This window comes from Paenibacillus sp. JT31N11 (assembly GCF_056269285.1).
This window is the reverse complement of the sequence record NZ_JBWDNQ010000015.1, coordinates 39,520-55,634: the sequence shown is the minus strand read 5'-3', so window position 1 is coordinate 55,634 and position 16,115 is coordinate 39,520. Positions and strand designations below refer to the sequence as shown.

Sequence of the window (16,115 nt, the reverse complement as noted above, 5' to 3'; positions counted from 1 at the left end):
AAGAATAAACATCGTTCTGTTTTTTCTTTCGTCCGCTTCATTCGCTTCTTTATCACTCGGCGCGCATCGCCGCGTTCAGCAGGAACTGGCCTTCTTTCTGCATGACTTGAATGGCTGCATCCAGTGTTTTCTCTTTCTTGACTACAGCCGTGATTTCCCGGTTTTCCAGCTCCGCGAGCTGATTAAAAAATTTCATTTCCACATCGAGAGACATAGGAGGAACATCTGTCGGCAGTGGAACGGAATGGAGCTCATAGAGCTCGTCCACGACCGGCTCGCGATCATACTGCTGATAGGTTTTAAGGCTTGAGAAGCCATCATCCTTCAGATTGGCCCGGACTTTCGCCATATGGTCACTGTTCATAAACCGGATAACCTCCCAGGCCTCATCCGCGTTTGGTGATCCTGAGCGAATGCTCATAATATTGGGCACGTAGATATGATACGTACGGCTTCGATCGGAGGAGGTAACGGGCGGCGTCGCCTCTCCGGTCCTGAATCCGGTCTGCGCATACTGGCCATGATCCGCCAGCGTCATGGCCGACTTGGCCTGCTTGAACAAATCTGCTTCAGCCACCGCTTCCGGTCCATATACCTCCATCGCGCCTATCCTGTCGGTCTTAACATCCTGCATCATAAGCGTTCCGGCCCGATACATATCGACAACCGTTTGAAAGACTATTTTCCAGGACGGCGTATCGATTGTCATCTTGCCTTTGTCCAGATTGTAGGCCTGAATGCCTTCACTCAGGGCCAAATTATTCAGCTGATCTGCCGGCATACTGCTTAACGATTGATGAAATCCGACCACCCCGTCCCCAGCGCTGCCCGCCCGGGCGAATGAATTGGCCAGCTCGAAGATTTCCGGGAGCGTCATATCATTATGGGGAAGCTCGACGGCATATTTTGCAAACAAATCCTGATTATAAACAAGCACAGGAGCGTCAAACTCCCCTGCCAAGCCGTACAGCTCCCCATCCGCCGTCTGCTTAAGCCGTTCGATAACGCCAGGCTGAAAATCATCCGCTGATATTCCGCTGCCCTTCAGACGTACCGACAGATTCTCAAGCAATCCGCTGTTGGCCAGCGACACGTAATAACCAAATACGCCGATAATTAAATCCGGCTGCTCCCGCTGCATAAACTGCTTTAATTGCCCGGTCATCTCCTTGGCAGGCTCAATCTTCATCTCAAACAGCCGGAATTTCAAATCCGGAAAAGCTGCCTCCAGGTAATCCCGATAATCCGAATCGTAAGCAATCTCGGAGTTGACAGCAATCACTAGAGAGTTAGCCGTCTTTTCGTTTGAGGGCCCATCCATGCACCCTCCCATCAATGACAAGCCAATCATCAACAGGGCTATGATGGCGGCCCCGCTCTACTTCCGGCGGGGAATCCGCCAGTCACCCTGTTCTCCGGCATTGTCAGCAGCCTTCATGTCCTCAACGGCCGGAAAAGCCGCGGCACAGCGCATCCGATGATCTCTTTTCCCACTCCCGCTCACGGTTCCGTCTTCTCCTCATCCGCTTTGTTCTTCTTCACGAAGGCATCAACAAACGCCTGTCCCTGCTTCTGCATGCTTTGAATCGCGGCGTCCAGGCTTTGCTTACCCTGAAGCACAATCTGCAGCTCCTTCTGAACCATGGCATTCTCATTCAAATAGAAATCTCTTCGGTCAGTGAAGTCAATCGCATTAAGAGTCGGCTTCTGCTCGAAGGCAATAGCCGCAAGCGGATTGGCGTTGAATTGAAGTCCTGAGCGGCGGATCGACAATCCGCCATCGGTTTTGGAAATCACCTTGGCAGCACGCTCGCCGCCAATGAACTGGATTATTTTCCAGGCCTCCTCCTTGAACGCGGAGCTTGCGGATATGCTGAAAACCCCATCCATCCGCATGAAGCCGCCCGACTCCCGGGTAGCGCTGTTCACCGGAGGCAGGACCGCGCTCCAGGCAAACTTGGATTGATCAAATCGGCTCCTGTTGCCATACATATCGATGGTCATCGCAGCTTTTCCCTTGGCGAAGAGATCCTGCTTCTCTATCGCCCCCTCGTCGATCCAGCTGCCGCCGTCCTCCACGCGAACCTCCACACCCTTAATGACGATGGACCCGTTGCGAACCGCTTCAACGGCTGTCTGCAGCAGATCATGCCAGGCGGGCGTATCCATCAGATGCTGGCCGCGCTTCCAATCTACAAGCTGCAGGCCTTCGGTGCCATTCAGCGTATCGAATATAAGGGCATTCAGGTCCTGCATCCATGGATCATGATAGCCGACAATGCCGCCTCCCGCTTGCTTGAAGCGGTAAGACAGCTGAAGCAGCTCTTTCCAGGTCATCCCGCTTGTCGGGGGATCAATACCGTACTGCTTGAACAAATCGGCGTTATAATACAGCAGCGAAGAATCGTATGAGGGAGCCAGGCCATATATTTTGTTCTCTTCATTATCCTTCAGCATCGCTATAACTCCCGGCTGATAATCCGTCTCCGCCATGTCCGAGCGGCTCATCCAGCCGGTCAAATCCTCCAATAGGCCTTGATCTGCGAGCGGGCTGTAATAAGCCGACGGCAAAATAACAATGTCCGGCTTCTCCTTTTCAATCAGCTGCCTGTAGGCCTCTATGGGGTCTTTATCCTGATAAATATCTCCCATGGCAACCAATTCAACCGGAAGGTCAGGGTAAACCAGATCAAAATAATCCTGATAATAGAATTCAAATGTCGTTTCGTCTATCCCGGCCACCTTGAGCACACTTGCAGTCTTCTGCGTAGAGGAACTATCCGTACAGCCCGATATCAGCAGGAGAAGGATCAAGCCTGCAAAGACGGGCAGCCAGCTGCCCGTCATATTCATCAGGAATCGCTTGTTCCGGCGGGCTGCGAATATGGTAATCAAGCAGCTGCTAATCATGGAGAAGTCCCCTTTCGAAGATCGGGATTCGCGCTCTGCAGCTTCTCCTCCATGCTGGCCAGCGCTTTGTCTGCCTGCAGCTTGCCGTCCAGCACCGTCTTCATCGTCTCAGAGCCGATCTGATAGATTTGCCCCTGCGCCTTTGCCTGCTCCTCATTGCCGGAGCGCTTGATGGAAGCCGTAATTTGCTCCGGATCCAGCCCAGGCGGGTAAAAGGCTTTCCACTGCTCGGCGGGCATGGAGGCTAACTGCCTGGAATCCATATAAACAGGCAAAGAGCCTGTCTGAGTGAGCAGTTTTTTGGCGTACTCCGGCCCTCCTGCGAATTTCACCAGCTCCCATGCCGCTTTCTCTTGAGTCGTCTGCGCATTGACCGCATAGATCATATCCAGATAAAAACCAGCCGATGCGTCAACCACAGCCGGGGCAACCGCCATCCACTCGACGTCCGACGGCTTTACCTTATACTGGGCCAGCTGATTCCCGTAAGAATAGGTATTAATGGACATCGCCGCCTTGCCATTGGCGAAGGCATCAAGCTTTCTCAATTGCTCCATCGATAGTCCGCCCGGATGTTCTGCCCAATTAATCACATTGTCTAAGATCCAGCCAGCCTTCAGCCCCTCCGTCACTTTGCTCCAAAGGCTGTTCCATGCCGGAGTATCCAGCGTCAATTGGCTGCCGTCGGGACTTAGCGAACGCAGTCCCGAGATGCTCCCTAACTGGCTGAACAAACTGAATCCGTTTCTGCCTGTTGAGGTGGATAGTCCGGCAGCTCCGGTGCCATTGAATTTCATGGCAATCTGCAGCAGCTCATCGGTCGTTACTCCGTCTTTTGGCAGCTCAATTTTGTATTTCTCAAATAATTTCTTGTTGACATATACGGCTTCCGTGCTGAAGATTGGCGCAAAACCATACAGTTCCCCTCCGCCAAGCTGACGGATAGTCTTGACTACCGGATCGTACATAGAATCCAGCTTTACACCATCCTTGTCCGCCAGAATATCTAGAGACTTCAATTTCCCTTGTCCCGCAAGGTCCTGGAACTGAGTCGGCGTCAAACGGAGCACATCGGGCATTTCATGATCGACCCATTCCGCAAGATTCTTCAGTGAAGCGTCCGAAGGCAATGACAAACGGAACTCCACCGATGGATGACGCAGAACAAACGGCCGTCCGATATCATTCATAAAATTGCTGTATTTGGAGTCCTGGACTTTAAGGATAAGATCCCCTTCATCCTCCAGGGAGTCGTTCAAAAGCGCAGACATGTCGTCTTCGGCATGGCCTGGCTGTAGAATTTGCATCAAATCGTCGCGGAACCACCAGCCGCAGCCAAGCAGCACAACCACGCTCATCAGAGCCGCAGCAGCCCGAAACGGCGATTTTCGTTTCTTCTCTCTCATGCGGATGCGTTCCCTCACTTTGCGTTCAAGATCTGAGGTGAACCCATTTCGGATTGGAGGCTTCTCCGCCAGCCGGCGCTCCCATTGATTTACCGGATCCTTCATGTCCACTTTTCCTCCCCGGTCAGCATGGCATCATCGGACAGCTTGCGGTTAACCGCCGCCCTTGCCCGGTGAAGTCTTGATTTCACGGTGCCCGTCGATACTCCAAGCATGTCCGCCATTTCATTCATCGACAGTCCGTAATGACTGCTCAGCAGCATTACCTCACGCAGCTTGGCAGGCAGCTTCAATACGACACCCCAGACCTGCTCGGTCATGAGCTTGTCGATTGTCTCCTGTTCCGCTGAAGCATGAGTCTGCTGCTGCGCATGACGGCTGGGCATGAGCGTCACACGGCGAATCCAGGCCGACCGCAGCACGTCGCGCGCCGTATTGCGGGTAATGGCCAGCAGCCATGTTTTCACCGACGATTGACCCCGGAAATTATACAGATGCTCGAACACCTTGATGAATACATCCTGGGTAATATCGTCGGCCAGCTCTCTTCGATGCGTCATGAAGAAGGCGAAGTTCCAGACGTCTTTGCCGTAAGCCTGCATCAGTTCGTCGAGCACGGCATGACGGTCCAAGCCGCCTTTAACATGTTTCAAGTAATCGAACTGCAACTGTGTTCACCTCGCAAAAGTAGACGAATCGGAAAGGAGAATGGTTCCCTATCTATTTCCACGATTATACAATGAAAGAAATATCGGCGGGGATTAAAACAGAAAGAACCGGCAATCGGGACCGACTGCCGGCATGGTATTGCTCCTTGAAAAGTCATTCCACCTGAAAGACTACCTCAATACCTGTCGGTTTGTTCTTAAAAGGAGCACTATATTCACTGAACTTTAATTCAATTCCTGAAATATCGTCCGGTAAAGGCGGAGTTATTACGTAGCTATAGGAAGAATGCCCTGATGAATGTCCACCATTAGTCATTCGACTGTCGTATTCTTCTCCTAAATAGAGCTCAAAATAACTGTGTTTATATTGGTTTTCCGGAAGGTCAATGATAATGTCCTGATCTATACTAAACGTTATTACACTTGCATTGTTATATTGCCGTATGGAAGTTAACGAATAAAAAAGCTCTCCCTGTTCAATCGATTTCAGAATCGGGATATGCTTTCGGAATCCAGATGGATCTGCTATAGGTTTAAAATATTCTTCATTCCTCAAAACGCCAAATACCGCTTTCAAGAAATCTTCGTAAAGTTCAAAAGAATCGGCCCATCCAGAGATATGCTCAAATGGCGGAAAACCTGGATTATGGTCCGAAGATTCCTTTCGCTGCTTTAGCAGTGCGCAAATTTGCTCATCGATATTAAAAATTCGTTCATCATAATGCCCGGTTGGACGTTCAAGTGGCATCCGTTTCATCATGATCCTCCTTTAGGCGGTTTGTGATAGCCATGCGGATCGTAGGGCATAAGCTGATCCATCCATTTCTTCTCCAACTTCTTCAGTTCATCCCTGTAAGCCATGACGACATTCCGCTGTACGCCCCCGCCGGGAACTTTGATATCCTTATAATCGTTTCTGACCTCATCGCCCAGCTTGAGCGACTCCAGCACCTCGAACTCAAACTGTTTTTCGCCGTCTTGCTTCCAGTCCGCCTGCAGCAGGGAATTGATATGGGAGCCCATGTTCAGCATAAAGCGTTCACGATGCCAGGCCGAATCGAGCGTCGATGTCGAGGCGATATAGCGTTTTCCATTGCCGAGACTCCTGATTTGAAAAACACCCATCGTTCTCTTCTTCATAGCAAATTCATTTTGCAATTCTTTTCTTCGATCCATGTCTGAAATCCTCCTGAATGATTCCTATATTAAACCGTCAGCCAATATGCGCTGCCATCGCTCTCACGGCTCAGAAAACGATAATCGATGAGCTGTCTGCGGAGCGTGGCGTAGTCTTTGCTTAGAAAGCGCCGTAAAATGTCATTAACCGCCGCCTCCGAATACTTGCTGCCTTTCTGGAAGTTTGTGGAAATATGGCGCAGCAGTGCGGCTCTTTGCTTCTCTTTGCGCGGCATCCCCGTGAGCGGCCCATTCAGTCCATCCGGCAAATACTTGGCCAAAAGCTTCGTATACTCCTCCTGGGTCAAGGCATACCGCTCATCGACCTGCGGCGCAGCGCGGTGAACCGGCATGAACTTCGCCCCGCCGGGGAGCGCAGCTTCCATCAGCTCCATCGTGGCCAGAAATAATTTGGCCTGCCTGGCCTTCTCCTTAAGGGCGAATCGGTGATTCCGGATCGTCGAAGCGCTGCCTGCTCCTGTCAGCTTGACCGTCTCCGCGTCCGTCTGACCTGAAGCGAAGGCGCCGATCAGCTGCTTTTGCAAATCGGTCAGGCCCGTTGCTTTCTTATCCAGTCCGAGCAAATATTCCAGCATGGAACCATGCGCCTGCCCGATATGGTAAAGGACATATTTGCGCGCTTCCATGAAGCGGTTCCCGGCAGGGTATACATCGCCGTCTTCGAACCCCTCGCCGCAGATCAAGCAATAATAGCTTGCCGCAGCCGGATCGAACACATAACCGTTCTTCAAATCCTGCAGTGATGCGCTGTAAAAATACTCCGACACATTCATATTAAACATCTCCACATGTTGTTTGTCTTATTTATAGATATACTATCATTATGTTTGGTTTATATCAATATGCGTATCGATATGGCTCTCACGCACGCGTCTTCGGAACCAGGCAGCTGGGCCTTCCGGATGAAGCGGTGCAGAAGAAAGAGAGTTTGTTTGTATCCCCATCACACTTTATAATGGAAGCGTGGAAGTGAATATCGAGCAAGAGGAGGAATTTATCGGATGAGTCAATCATTGTACATATTTGCAGGTTCCTATGCGGAACCGGAGAACAGCGGGGTCTATGTTTACCGCTTTGCGGAAAATACGGGATCGCTGACGCTTGCCTATGAATACCAGGGACTTAAGAATCCGACTTTTCTGAATGTCGATGCTGCCAAACACAGATTGTACGCAATCTCGGAGGGTACCGATGCCTCGGGCAAAAAAATCGGGGAAGCGGCCGCTTTTGCCATCGATGCCGCGACCGGAGCTTTGAACTTATTGAACAAAGCGGCTACCGTTGAAGCGCCAACCTGCCATATCCAGAGGGATCCCAGCGGTAAATACCTGATCGTGGCGAGCTATCATGGAGGCATGATTGGTTTGGTCGAATTAACAGCTGAAGGCCATGTCGGAAAGCTTGCCGATGTCAAGCAGTATGAAGGCCATGGACTGCATCCGGAACGTCAGAATCAGCCCCATCCCCACTCCGCCATCTTCAGCCCGGACGGCAGGTTCCTGTTTGTGCAGGATCTGGGTCTTGACCGCATCAGCAGCTATGTCATTGAGGAAGACGCAGGCCGGCTGGTGCTCCATGAGGAGACTAGCCTCCATCCGGGCGCGGGTCCGAGGCATTTTACTTTCCGCCCTGACGGAAAATATGCCTATGTCATCAATGAAGTGGATTCAACGATAACTGGCTTTGCCTATGATGCGGAAAAAGGGCGGTTAACCTCCATTGAAACGGTCCCCACTTTGCCGGATGGCTTTCAAGGAGAAAATACATGCGCCGAAATCGCCGTTTCGGAGGATGGACGGTTTCTTTACGGCTCCAACCGCGGGCATGACAGCATCGTTGTTTATGCCATTGATGAAGAATCTGGCAGGCTGACGCTTGTGGAGCATGCCGATGTGCAGGGCGCCCACCCGCGGCATTTTGCCCTGATTCCTGGAGGGCGCTATCTCATTGCCGCCAACCGGGACACGAACAATATCGTAACCTTCCAGGTCGACCGTGAATCGGGCAAATTGCATTACACAGGCAACAGCATTGAGGTGTCCAAGCCTGTGTGCGTCCAGCCTTTTTATTTGTAGAATCAGTACGGCTGATGGCTGCAAAAAATAACCTTGCCAAGCGTCCAAAACGACGCAGCAAGGTTATTTCTTTGTTTCGACGTGAAATTGAATTTGCATGCCGATGAGGACAATCACTCCAATACAGGCGCACGCAGCGGCAGATCAAAGCTGCACATCCCGATATCCCGGTGCGCGTTGCCGATATTAGCCGAATTCACAGGTTCCTTGCAGGCGTCAAAGCCAATCCACAGCTTACTGCCCACGACCAAACATGCCGGAAGTCCAACCGCCTGTTTGACCCAGGGTATATTGGACGCATCCAGAACGATGGCTTTATCCTCAGGATCCCACTCCGTTACGCTGCGGCTCCAATAGACCCATACCGCCTCGGTAAATTCATTGCCGGCTTCATCGCGTCCCACATGATTGACAAACATGAACCAGAGGCTGCATACGGGCTCATAATACAAACTCGCATTCTCCAGCTGCTCCCCGGGAGGCAGCAAGGGCTCAGGAGACAGCTCCCATGGTCCGCCCGGCGAATCCGATACTGCCAGCCCGATTGTCCGGTAATAGTCAGGTCCTGTCGTGCTGGCGCTGTAAAAAGCAAAATATCTGCCGTCCAGTTGAAGGACATAAGGCGCACAGATACAGCCTTCGTTCCAGCTGCCCTTCTCACCGAGGGCAAGCAAACTGGTCGACACCTTGGTCCAGGGCCCATCCGGATGATCCGCTGTGGCCAGACCTGTACGATAAGGAAGGGCCGGTATGTAGAAAGGAGCGCCGGAAGTATTTTCGACCGATACATAATAGAGATGCCATTTGCCTTCAAAGAAGAACGTCGGTCCATAACATGCTCCTCCATGATCCAGTTCTCCGGCCAGTCCGGACTGCAGCTGCTCGCCGCGCTTGTCCCAATGGATCAAATCCCTGGAAACAGCCTGACAGCAGCTCCAGCCGTTCTCACCATTGCCGTCATAATGCAGATAGAAAAGACCCTCATGCTGAAAGAGAAAAGCCTCGCGCGCACCGTTCATATCCATTTGGTCCCCATGTTCAAGCACAGGTACGGGATGGATGTAGTCGGGCTCATACCTCCCCGCAGGAATCTGTTTCGCACGGACATTCTTTTTCAATTCCATTCATCCTCTCTATGGAAAATGGCCATTAAAGAAAAAAAGTGACGATGATCCATTCTTTAAGCAATCTTAAAGACTCGATCATCGTCACTTTTCGCATATGCATATTTCCGTTTGTCCGGTTTAACCTTCGTCACCGGCATGACTCCGTTCCAATTCCCCCGCAGCAATCTCGGATCCATCTCACCCTGCCGCAGCCGCTTCTCCCTTTTCTTTCGCGCAGCGCTTTTAGCCATAATTTTTCCCAACTCCTGTTATTTGATTGTATGTTGCTATGAGTAGTATACGATTATTCCTCGCTTTTGTTCAAGCGGATATGCCATGAAGAGATTATTTTCATAACAGAATTGATTGGAGGATTTCTATTTACGCAAACTGATTGATAAACAATTGACGCATTATCTTCACGTAACTTTTCTTCCGATAGTTGTTGCAGATAAGTGACGTATCATCTATCATGTAATTAGATGATATGTCATCCATAAAGCGTAATGGAGTGAGAGGAATGAAGGCTGTTAATCTTCATGTTTGGCATACCGGCGAGGTCTTCATCGATCAGGCGCTTGCTTTTAAAGAAAAAACTTGGCATCCCGCACCCTTCACCGGCTGGCTGCGCCCGCGCTCCAGGAAGATGTGGGTCCTGTTTTTCCGCCTATCTGATCGAGCACCCGAAAGGCCGGATACTGGTGGACATCGGCTGGCTTGAGGATATATGCGTCTGGATCAAAAGAAGCAATTGGGGCGTCTTGCCCACAGTATTTATCAAGGCAGACTGCCTGAAGCTCAGTCCGTGCGCGTGGCTCGCAAGTCTGCGGCTGGAAGATAAGGATCTGGATTATGTGATTCTGGCCCATCTTCATTCCGACCATGTGAGCGGCCTGAAGCAGCCTTAGCGGTGCCAGGCGCATTATGACCAGTGAAATTGAGCTGCGTGCAGCCGTAAAGGATGCGGGATATATCCGCTCTATATGGGAGGGCGTTAATCTTCAGACATTTGCGTTGAAGGACATTCCTTATGGGCCCTTCAAGCTTGGACTTGATCTATTCCATGACGGTTCCTTATACTTAGTCCATACACCCGAGCATTCCAAAGGCCATATTTCCTTTCTTGTCCTAACCGGGGAAGGCTGGGTTCTCTTGGCAAGCGATGCCGACTATGCCGAGAAGTCCTGGAAGCAGCACATCCTGCCAGGCCTGACAACGAGCAAGAATGAAGCGGCACAATCCCTGCACTGGATAGCCGAATTCGTGCAAAGAGCGGACTGCTGCGCGGTTCTCGCCAATCATGAAGGAAATGTCATACCCTGTATTATCGGTTAGAATAGGCATCTGCTTGGCCTATCTTAGCTGCAGTCCGCCGTTAGGGAGCGTAAGCTTCAGCCTACAAATTCAGGAGGAGTCTATGTCCAATCTTTATTATGAAGCGGAACGGTTTCGTTATTTGATTCTTGCTGCACAGCGTCAAGGCGTCCGCATGCTGAATGATCAGCTCAAAGCGCATGATCTGACGGCTTCACAGGCGGAGGTCATACGTGTTCTCGAAGAGCGGCAGCCCATCTCGCTCAAGGAGTTGGGAAGCTTGTTAGTTTGTGAAACGGGCAGCCCCTCGAGACTAATCGACCGGATGGTCACAGACGGACTGATCGATAAAATGAGCGATCCCAATGATTCGAGATACGTATTATTGAGACTGACAGCCAAAGGCACGACCCTTGCCGGGTCTGTCCGGCATATTGAAATCGGAATGTATGAGCAGTTCCGGCAGCTTTATACGGAAGAGGAGCTGACCGCGACCGGGGATGCCATGGAGAAGCTCATACGCCATATGCCGATTGAGCAGGCACTGGTCAAGCGCGGCCTTATTTCGGATTAACTATCCGCGAAGCCGCGCCCTGTTTTGGGAACGCTTTGTTGGAATTACGACAGCTAATACAGCTTCCAGTAAGGAAAAACCTTACTGCGGCCTCTCGCCGCACCATTTGCGCGCATGCAGCAAGGATAAAACGGCTTACAGCCTCTCGTGTTGGTGTTTCAACGGTTAAAACAGCTTCTTATAAGGAAAAACCTTACTGCAGCTTCTCGCCGCACCATTTGCGCGCATGCAGTGAGGAAACAGCGTCTTACAACTGGCGTCTTACAGCCTTCTTATAAGTGTCTCGCCAGCGGATGTCCACAAATAAAAGCAACTATTCAGCAGGCTTTGTGGGGTTACAGATATAAACCAGAAAGCCCCTTCGGATTGCGGAAGGGGCTTTCTGGTTATCGTAATCGTCCGCAGGATGCCTGTTAACCATGGCATCCCGCGTTATATGCCGCGCTAGCCGCGCGATCGGGCGCCGGCCAGGAAGATCCGCGCCGCATTCTCGGCGGCCCGCGCCAGCAGCGGCCGGGCGCCGGCTATTGCATCGTCCAGGCCCATCGGGCCATCGACGATGCTCATCAGGGCTGTGACGCCTTGCGCATACAAGGCGTCAACCCCGGGGCCAAGCCCGCCGGAGATGCAGACGGCGGGCACGCCATGCTTGCGGGCAAGGCCCGCAACGCCGGCGGGCGCTTTGCCGCCGGCGGTTTGCCCGTCGGTCCGGCCCTCGCCTGTCAGGACGAGGGCCGCTCCCGCAATCACATCCTCCAGCCGGGTAATCCCGGCAATGAGGGTGAAACCCGGGCGCAGCGCAGCGCGCAGCAAGGCCGCGCTGCCAGCACCCATGCCGCCTGCCGCGCCGGCTCCCGGCAGGCTGTCCACCTGCACGCCGAGCGAGCTGTGCAGCACGGCGGCATAACGCCGCAGGCCGCGGTCGAGCCGAAGAACCGCGGCCTCGTCGGCACCTTTCTGCGGCGCGAATATAAAGGCCGCGCCCTGCTTGCCATAAAGAGGATTGGTAACGTCGCAGCATACCGTTACCTCCGTTTCCGCCAGCCGGGGATCCGCTGCAGATGCGTCAATGGCGGCCAGCCGCTCCAGCTCTCCCCCGCCGAAGCCGAGCTCGCGGCCTTCGTCATCCAGAAAGCGGAAACCAAGCGCTTGTCCCATCCCCATGCCGCCATCGGTCGTGGCGCTGCCGCCAAGCGTGATCATCATCTTCCGGCTGCCCTGATCAAGAGCGTGGCGGACCAACTCACCTGTTCCGTAGGTCGTAGCCCCAAGCGAGTCCCGCTCATCAGAGGTGATGAGCGGCAGTCCCGATGCCGCTGCCATCTCGATGACGGCCATACCGTTTGCCAGCAGCGCATACGCGGCATCCACAGGTTTGCCCAGCGGACCGGTAACGGTTACGTTATACCGTTCTCCTTCTATGGAAGCCAGCAGAGCGTCAATGGTTCCTTCCCCTCCATCAGCTACAGGAATAGAGACTATCTCGGCATGAGGAGCGGCGCGTTTAACCCCCTCGCCCATTGCTGCGGCAACCTCGGCGCTGCTCAGGCTTCCCTTGAATGAATCAGGAGCAATGACAACCTTGAATGGACGACTCCCGCCCAGTTGTTCCGAATCGCTCATCGTACTTCCCCCTTATTGAACTGCTTGGTTATTTGCTGTTTCTCCCAACCCGCCCCGTCCACGAATCCTCAACAATGGCCGGCCGCCGTCTGGCAGCCCGGATTCGACACTGCGCAGTACCGATTATTAAGGGTGCCTATTTCGTCCATCACTCCCGCCGGTGCGCCGTCTGGCAGCACCGGTCTCTTCTCTGCACAGCACCAGTCATTACGGACGCCTATTTCGTCCATCACTCCCGCCGGTGCGCCGTCTGACAGCACCGGTCTCTTCTCTGCACAGCACCAGTCACTACGGACGCCCTATTTCGTCCATCACTCCCGCCGGTCCGGCGGCAGCAGAATGGACAGAAGGCCGATCAAGGGCAGGATGCTGGAGTATGTCATAACATCCGCCAGTCCCCATACTTCAGCCAGTTTTCCGAGCACCACCGCTCCAAGAGCGCCCATGCCAAAAGCAAAGCCGGTAATCAGGCCCGACGCCATGCCGACCTTCCCCGGCAGCAGCTCCTGCGCATAGACGACGCTCACCGAGAAGCCGGACATAATAATAAAACCCAATATAAATATAATGGGATACACCCAGCCTAGCGGCATATGCGGGAGCAATAGAGCAAACGGGGCAGAGCCGCCTATGGAAAATAAAATCATTTTCTTGCGGCCGATTTTGTCTGCCATTACGCCACCAAAGAAGGTTCCGATAACGCCTGCAGCCATGAACAGAAAAATCGGCACCTGCGCGGCTTTAACGGAAAGCCCGTAACTTGTTTCTACATAAAACTGATAAAATGTCGAAATGCCGCTGACATACCAGGATCGTGCAAACACCAGCAGAACCAGAATCGAAAGCGCCATAACAATGACTGACCGCTCCCGTTTGGCATCCTCGTTCATAACTTTGCTTACCGCCCTCTTGACCGGTTTGCCGTACAGCGCAAGCTGCTGTTTGTACCATGGCACAACACGCAGCAGAACGAGAATTGCCGCTGCCGCAAGCAGCGTTCCCCATACAGCGCCCTTCTGGCCAAGCGGCACGAATATGAAGATCGTCATCAGCGGAGCCAGCGAGCTGCCTGTGTTCCCCCCAACCTGATAGATCGATTGCGCCAGAGCGCGGCGGCCGCCGGCAGCGAAGAACACTACCCTCGAACCCTCGGGATGAAAGACGGCTGAGCCTATCCCGACAAATACAACGGCAAGCAGCACGAGCCAGAAGCTCGGCGCATATGCCAGACCAGCCATCCCCAGCAGACTCATGCCCATTCCAACCGGGAGCATCCAGGGAGAAGGACGCTTATCCGAGAAGAAGCCGACGAGCGGCTGCATCACCGATGAGGTCATGTTAAGCGTGAAAGCAATCCAGCCGATTTGGCCATATGACAGCAGAAGCGATTTTTGCAAAATAGGAAACAGGGCGGACACGACGGCTTGCATCGTATCATTAAGCATGTGAACAGAGCTGATGGCAAATAAAATGGCGTACAGGGTTCCCGTTTGAACCGTGGTCGAGCGCATTTGCGTTGCTGTGGACAATTCATTACCGCCTTTCACAGTTGCACAGAAATTCCCATTTCCGCTGGCAACTTAAGAAGAAACAGCTGCCGCCGTTCCCGGATCTTTTTATTGTTATATTTCCAAACGATTATCTTTCTTCTACACCTGCTGCTGCCCATTCCTGGAACAGTCTCGACATATTTCCCGGGCAATCGCAGAACAATCCCGCTAATTTCTGGAAATGAAAACGTTGACACTATTCTCCATCGTCGTTACACTTTGATTAGGATAAGCCCATATCAAAGGGGGAAATATGATGCCGGGTATTCGACTTCATAAATATAAGATTTTTGGCGGGCTTCGCCTCGCTGCAGCTGCATGTCTCATCGCCGCACTGCTCTCCGGCTGCTCTTTGCTGCCTGAGGAAGAAGAGGCGCTGCAGCCTCCGATTCAGCAGAAAAGACAGACCGATCAGGAAACTGCCCTGGTGAAAAAAGGGAGTATCGAGCGGTATCTGGATTCTACCGCAACGGCATTGTCCAGCAGCAATACTTCCGTTTCCTTCCCCGAATCCGGCGGACGAATCAAACAGATGTTTGTTCAGTCTGGCGACCTCATCTCGGCCGGCTCACCGATCGCGGAGCTGGACACAGGAGATTTGCAGACGCGCATCAAGCTGCAGAAGCTGAGCGTGGAGCAGAAGCAGATCGTATTCTCCACAACGGTAAAGTCTGAAGCTGACAAGAAGGATTCCCGCCTCACCCAGATTGATCTTGACCGGGAGAAGCTGATTCTGGAATCGCTTGAGAGCGAATATCAAAAATCTTTGCTGCTTGCTCCCGTAAGCGGTAAAATCACGTATCTGTCGGTTCCCGATCCAGGCGAGGGAGTGACGGCCTTCCAGACCGTCGCCACCATTTCCAATCCGGATTCCATCGATCTGATTTATGAAGCCACCGACATCAAAAGCATTACCGGAATCAAAAAGGATACGCCGGTTGCGATTACCTACAGCGGGAAGACCTATCAGGGAAAAGTCGCACAAATCCCATCCACTGCGCCCAAGTCCAGTGACCCCAATATTCAGAAACGCAATGCCAAGGCTCTGATCATCGCCTTCAACGCGCCCAAGCCCGTAATAAAAATTGGCGAATATGTCGGTATCAAGCTGTTTATTGAGAAGAAGGATAATGTCCTTATCATTCCGCGTTCAGGTCTGCGGACCTTCCTGGGCCGTTCGACTGTGCAGGTGATCGATGGCGAGCGCGTCAAGGAGCTGGACGTCCAGACCGGACTTATGACCTCTGCCGAGGTGGAAATCGTCAAGGGTCTTGAAGAAGGACAGAAAGTCATTATCAATTAATTAACCGGACGCCTGCCGGGTTCGTTATGGCGCTATCGTATCGGATAATCGATTACAACCACATTGTCCAATATACCGTCAAGCAGCTTTACAAACTGTTGATGAAGCGGGTGGGGACCATACTGCTGCAGCGCCTCGCGGCTGTCAAAGGTCACGCGGAGACCCAGCGTATATCCGTGAATATTCCCCGTCTCCTCCGTCACATTCAAGCCGGCCGTCAGTTCAATAAGTCCCGGTATTTGCCCCTTGAAGGCGTATAGGGTGTCCAGCAGCAGCTTCTCCTGTTCTCCGGAGATGGAGTCCTTGAATTTAAATGAAACCAGATGCTCATACATGCTTGGTAAACCTCCATTATATGTATTGGATGAAGACTTCTGTCCCTATTATAT

General features: G+C 52.5%; 19 protein-coding genes. 6 read left to right on the top strand and 13 right to left on the bottom strand.

Annotated elements, in window-relative coordinates; all coding sequences use genetic code 11:
* Positions 1-52: 52 nt before the first annotated feature.
* The 7 genes from AC0YNV_RS32755 to AC0YNV_RS32725 form a co-directional block, all read right to left on the bottom strand.
* Positions 53-1,321 carry an ABC transporter substrate-binding protein gene (locus AC0YNV_RS32755; RefSeq protein ID WP_475771791.1) on the bottom strand — a complete coding sequence of 423 codons (1,269 nt, stop codon included), beginning with the start codon at positions 1,319-1,321 and terminating at the stop codon, positions 53-55.
* Between the two features lie 179 nt (positions 1,322-1,500).
* Positions 1,501-2,910, bottom strand: coding sequence for an extracellular solute-binding protein (locus AC0YNV_RS32750; RefSeq protein WP_475771790.1), 1,410 nt, complete (start codon positions 2,908-2,910; stop codon positions 1,501-1,503).
* Positions 2,907-4,421 carry an extracellular solute-binding protein gene (locus tag AC0YNV_RS32745; RefSeq protein ID WP_475771789.1) on the bottom strand — a complete coding sequence of 505 codons (1,515 nt, stop codon included), beginning with the start codon at positions 4,419-4,421 and terminating at the stop codon, positions 2,907-2,909. The genes AC0YNV_RS32750 and AC0YNV_RS32745 overlap by 4 nt, the downstream gene beginning before the upstream one ends.
* Positions 4,418-4,969, bottom strand: coding sequence for an RNA polymerase sigma factor (locus AC0YNV_RS32740; protein WP_475771788.1), 552 nt, complete (start codon positions 4,967-4,969; stop codon positions 4,418-4,420). The genes AC0YNV_RS32745 and AC0YNV_RS32740 overlap by 4 nt, the downstream gene beginning before the upstream one ends.
* Positions 4,970-5,138: 169 nt before the next feature.
* Positions 5,139-5,744, bottom strand: a complete 606-nt coding sequence (locus tag AC0YNV_RS32735; protein ID WP_475771787.1) for a hypothetical protein — start codon at positions 5,742-5,744, stop codon at positions 5,139-5,141.
* The gene (locus tag AC0YNV_RS32730) at positions 5,741-6,160 is read right to left on the bottom strand and encodes a GIY-YIG nuclease family protein (RefSeq protein ID WP_475771786.1); all 420 of its coding nucleotides are present in this window, start codon (positions 6,158-6,160) and stop codon (positions 5,741-5,743) included. Before AC0YNV_RS32730 ends, AC0YNV_RS32735 begins: the two co-directional genes overlap by 4 nt.
* A 29-nt stretch (positions 6,161-6,189) precedes the next feature.
* A complete protein-coding gene (locus AC0YNV_RS32725; protein WP_475771785.1) occupies positions 6,190-6,954 on the bottom strand; it encodes a DUF2087 domain-containing protein in 765 nt (254 codons plus the stop codon).
* 228 nt (positions 6,955-7,182) lie between these two features.
* On the opposite strand from AC0YNV_RS32725, the gene AC0YNV_RS32720 reads away from it, so the two are divergent.
* Positions 7,183-8,256: a lactonase family protein gene (locus AC0YNV_RS32720; RefSeq protein ID WP_475771784.1), complete on the top strand. Its 1,074-nt coding sequence runs from the start codon at positions 7,183-7,185 to the stop codon at positions 8,254-8,256.
* Between the two features lie 113 nt (positions 8,257-8,369).
* Here the strand turns inward: AC0YNV_RS32720 and AC0YNV_RS32715 are convergent, their stop codons facing one another.
* Positions 8,370-9,374 carry a glycoside hydrolase family protein gene (locus AC0YNV_RS32715; RefSeq protein WP_475771783.1) on the bottom strand — a complete coding sequence of 335 codons (1,005 nt, stop codon included), beginning with the start codon at positions 9,372-9,374 and terminating at the stop codon, positions 8,370-8,372.
* Positions 9,375-9,436: 62 nt separating this feature from the next.
* A complete protein-coding gene (locus AC0YNV_RS32710; RefSeq protein ID WP_210046803.1) occupies positions 9,437-9,613 on the bottom strand; it encodes a hypothetical protein in 177 nt (58 codons plus the stop codon).
* Between the two features lie 269 nt (positions 9,614-9,882).
* Between AC0YNV_RS32710 and AC0YNV_RS32705 the strand changes: the two genes are divergently transcribed.
* From AC0YNV_RS32705 to AC0YNV_RS32690, 4 genes are all read left to right on the top strand, one after another.
* The gene (locus AC0YNV_RS32705) at positions 9,883-10,083 is read left to right on the top strand and encodes a hypothetical protein (RefSeq protein WP_475771782.1); all 201 of its coding nucleotides are present in this window, start codon (positions 9,883-9,885) and stop codon (positions 10,081-10,083) included.
* The gene (locus AC0YNV_RS32700; RefSeq protein ID WP_475771781.1) at positions 10,064-10,270 is read left to right on the top strand and encodes an MBL fold metallo-hydrolase; all 207 of its coding nucleotides are present in this window, start codon (positions 10,064-10,066) and stop codon (positions 10,268-10,270) included. Before AC0YNV_RS32705 ends, AC0YNV_RS32700 begins: the two co-directional genes overlap by 20 nt.
* Positions 10,271-10,286: 16 nt before the next feature.
* On the top strand, positions 10,287-10,697 hold the full coding sequence (locus AC0YNV_RS32695) for an MBL fold metallo-hydrolase (RefSeq protein ID WP_475771780.1): 411 nt from the start codon (positions 10,287-10,289) through the stop codon (positions 10,695-10,697).
* 82 nt (positions 10,698-10,779) lie between these two features.
* Positions 10,780-11,250: a MarR family winged helix-turn-helix transcriptional regulator gene (locus tag AC0YNV_RS32690; protein WP_475771779.1), complete on the top strand. Its 471-nt coding sequence runs from the start codon at positions 10,780-10,782 to the stop codon at positions 11,248-11,250.
* 444 nt (positions 11,251-11,694) lie between these two features.
* On the opposite strand, the gene AC0YNV_RS32685 is transcribed toward AC0YNV_RS32690, so the two are convergent.
* From AC0YNV_RS32685 to AC0YNV_RS32675, 3 genes are all read right to left on the bottom strand, one after another.
* Entirely contained in the window at positions 11,695-12,873 is a 1,179-nt protein-coding gene (locus tag AC0YNV_RS32685; RefSeq protein WP_475771778.1) for a glycerate kinase, read from the bottom strand.
* 68 nt (positions 12,874-12,941) lie between these two features.
* On the bottom strand, positions 12,942-13,133 hold the full coding sequence (locus AC0YNV_RS32680; RefSeq protein WP_475771777.1) for a hypothetical protein: 192 nt from the start codon (positions 13,131-13,133) through the stop codon (positions 12,942-12,944).
* A 51-nt stretch (positions 13,134-13,184) separates the two neighbouring features.
* Positions 13,185-14,384, bottom strand: a complete 1,200-nt coding sequence (locus tag AC0YNV_RS32675; RefSeq protein WP_210046832.1) for an MFS transporter — start codon at positions 14,382-14,384, stop codon at positions 13,185-13,187.
* A gap of 295 nt (positions 14,385-14,679) precedes the next feature.
* On the opposite strand from AC0YNV_RS32675, the gene AC0YNV_RS32670 reads away from it, so the two are divergent.
* Positions 14,680-15,726, top strand: coding sequence for an efflux RND transporter periplasmic adaptor subunit (locus tag AC0YNV_RS32670; protein WP_475771776.1), 1,047 nt, complete (start codon positions 14,680-14,682; stop codon positions 15,724-15,726).
* 32 nt (positions 15,727-15,758) lie between these two features.
* Here the strand turns inward: AC0YNV_RS32670 and AC0YNV_RS32665 are convergent, their stop codons facing one another.
* On the bottom strand, positions 15,759-16,061 hold the full coding sequence (locus AC0YNV_RS32665) for a Dabb family protein (RefSeq protein WP_210046799.1): 303 nt from the start codon (positions 16,059-16,061) through the stop codon (positions 15,759-15,761).
* Positions 16,062-16,115 lie beyond the last annotated feature (54 nt).

What these genes read in the sequence shown, in the direction of transcription:
- AC0YNV_RS32755 (WP_475771791.1), bottom strand. Translation starts at nt 1,321, where the DNA reads ATGGATGGGCCCTCAAACGAAAAGACGGCTAACTCTCTAGTGATTGCT.
- AC0YNV_RS32750 (WP_475771790.1), bottom strand. Translation starts at nt 2,910, where the DNA reads ATGATTAGCAGCTGCTTGATTACCATATTCGCAGCCCGCCGGAACAAG.
- AC0YNV_RS32745 (WP_475771789.1), bottom strand. Translation starts at nt 4,421, where the DNA reads ATGAAGGATCCGGTAAATCAATGGGAGCGCCGGCTGGCGGAGAAGCCT.
- AC0YNV_RS32735 (WP_475771787.1), bottom strand. Translation starts at nt 5,744, where the DNA reads ATGATGAAACGGATGCCACTTGAACGTCCAACCGGGCATTATGATGAA.
- AC0YNV_RS32730 (WP_475771786.1), bottom strand. Translation starts at nt 6,160, where the DNA reads ATGGATCGAAGAAAAGAATTGCAAAATGAATTTGCTATGAAGAAGAGA.
- AC0YNV_RS32725 (WP_475771785.1), bottom strand. Translation starts at nt 6,954, where the DNA reads ATGAATGTGTCGGAGTATTTTTACAGCGCATCACTGCAGGATTTGAAG.
- AC0YNV_RS32720 (WP_475771784.1), top strand. Translation starts at nt 7,183, where the DNA reads ATGAGTCAATCATTGTACATATTTGCAGGTTCCTATGCGGAACCGGAG.
- AC0YNV_RS32710 (WP_210046803.1), bottom strand. Translation starts at nt 9,613, where the DNA reads ATGGCTAAAAGCGCTGCGCGAAAGAAAAGGGAGAAGCGGCTGCGGCAG.
- AC0YNV_RS32705 (WP_475771782.1), top strand. Translation starts at nt 9,883, where the DNA reads ATGAAGGCTGTTAATCTTCATGTTTGGCATACCGGCGAGGTCTTCATC.
- AC0YNV_RS32695 (WP_475771780.1), top strand. Translation starts at nt 10,287, where the DNA reads ATGACCAGTGAAATTGAGCTGCGTGCAGCCGTAAAGGATGCGGGATAT.
- AC0YNV_RS32690 (WP_475771779.1), top strand. Translation starts at nt 10,780, where the DNA reads ATGTCCAATCTTTATTATGAAGCGGAACGGTTTCGTTATTTGATTCTT.
- AC0YNV_RS32685 (WP_475771778.1), bottom strand. Translation starts at nt 12,873, where the DNA reads ATGAGCGATTCGGAACAACTGGGCGGGAGTCGTCCATTCAAGGTTGTC.
- AC0YNV_RS32675 (WP_210046832.1), bottom strand. Translation starts at nt 14,384, where the DNA reads ATGCGCTCGACCACGGTTCAAACGGGAACCCTGTACGCCATTTTATTT.
- AC0YNV_RS32670 (WP_475771776.1), top strand. Translation starts at nt 14,680, where the DNA reads ATGCCGGGTATTCGACTTCATAAATATAAGATTTTTGGCGGGCTTCGC.
- AC0YNV_RS32665 (WP_210046799.1), bottom strand. Translation starts at nt 16,061, where the DNA reads ATGTATGAGCATCTGGTTTCATTTAAATTCAAGGACTCCATCTCCGGA.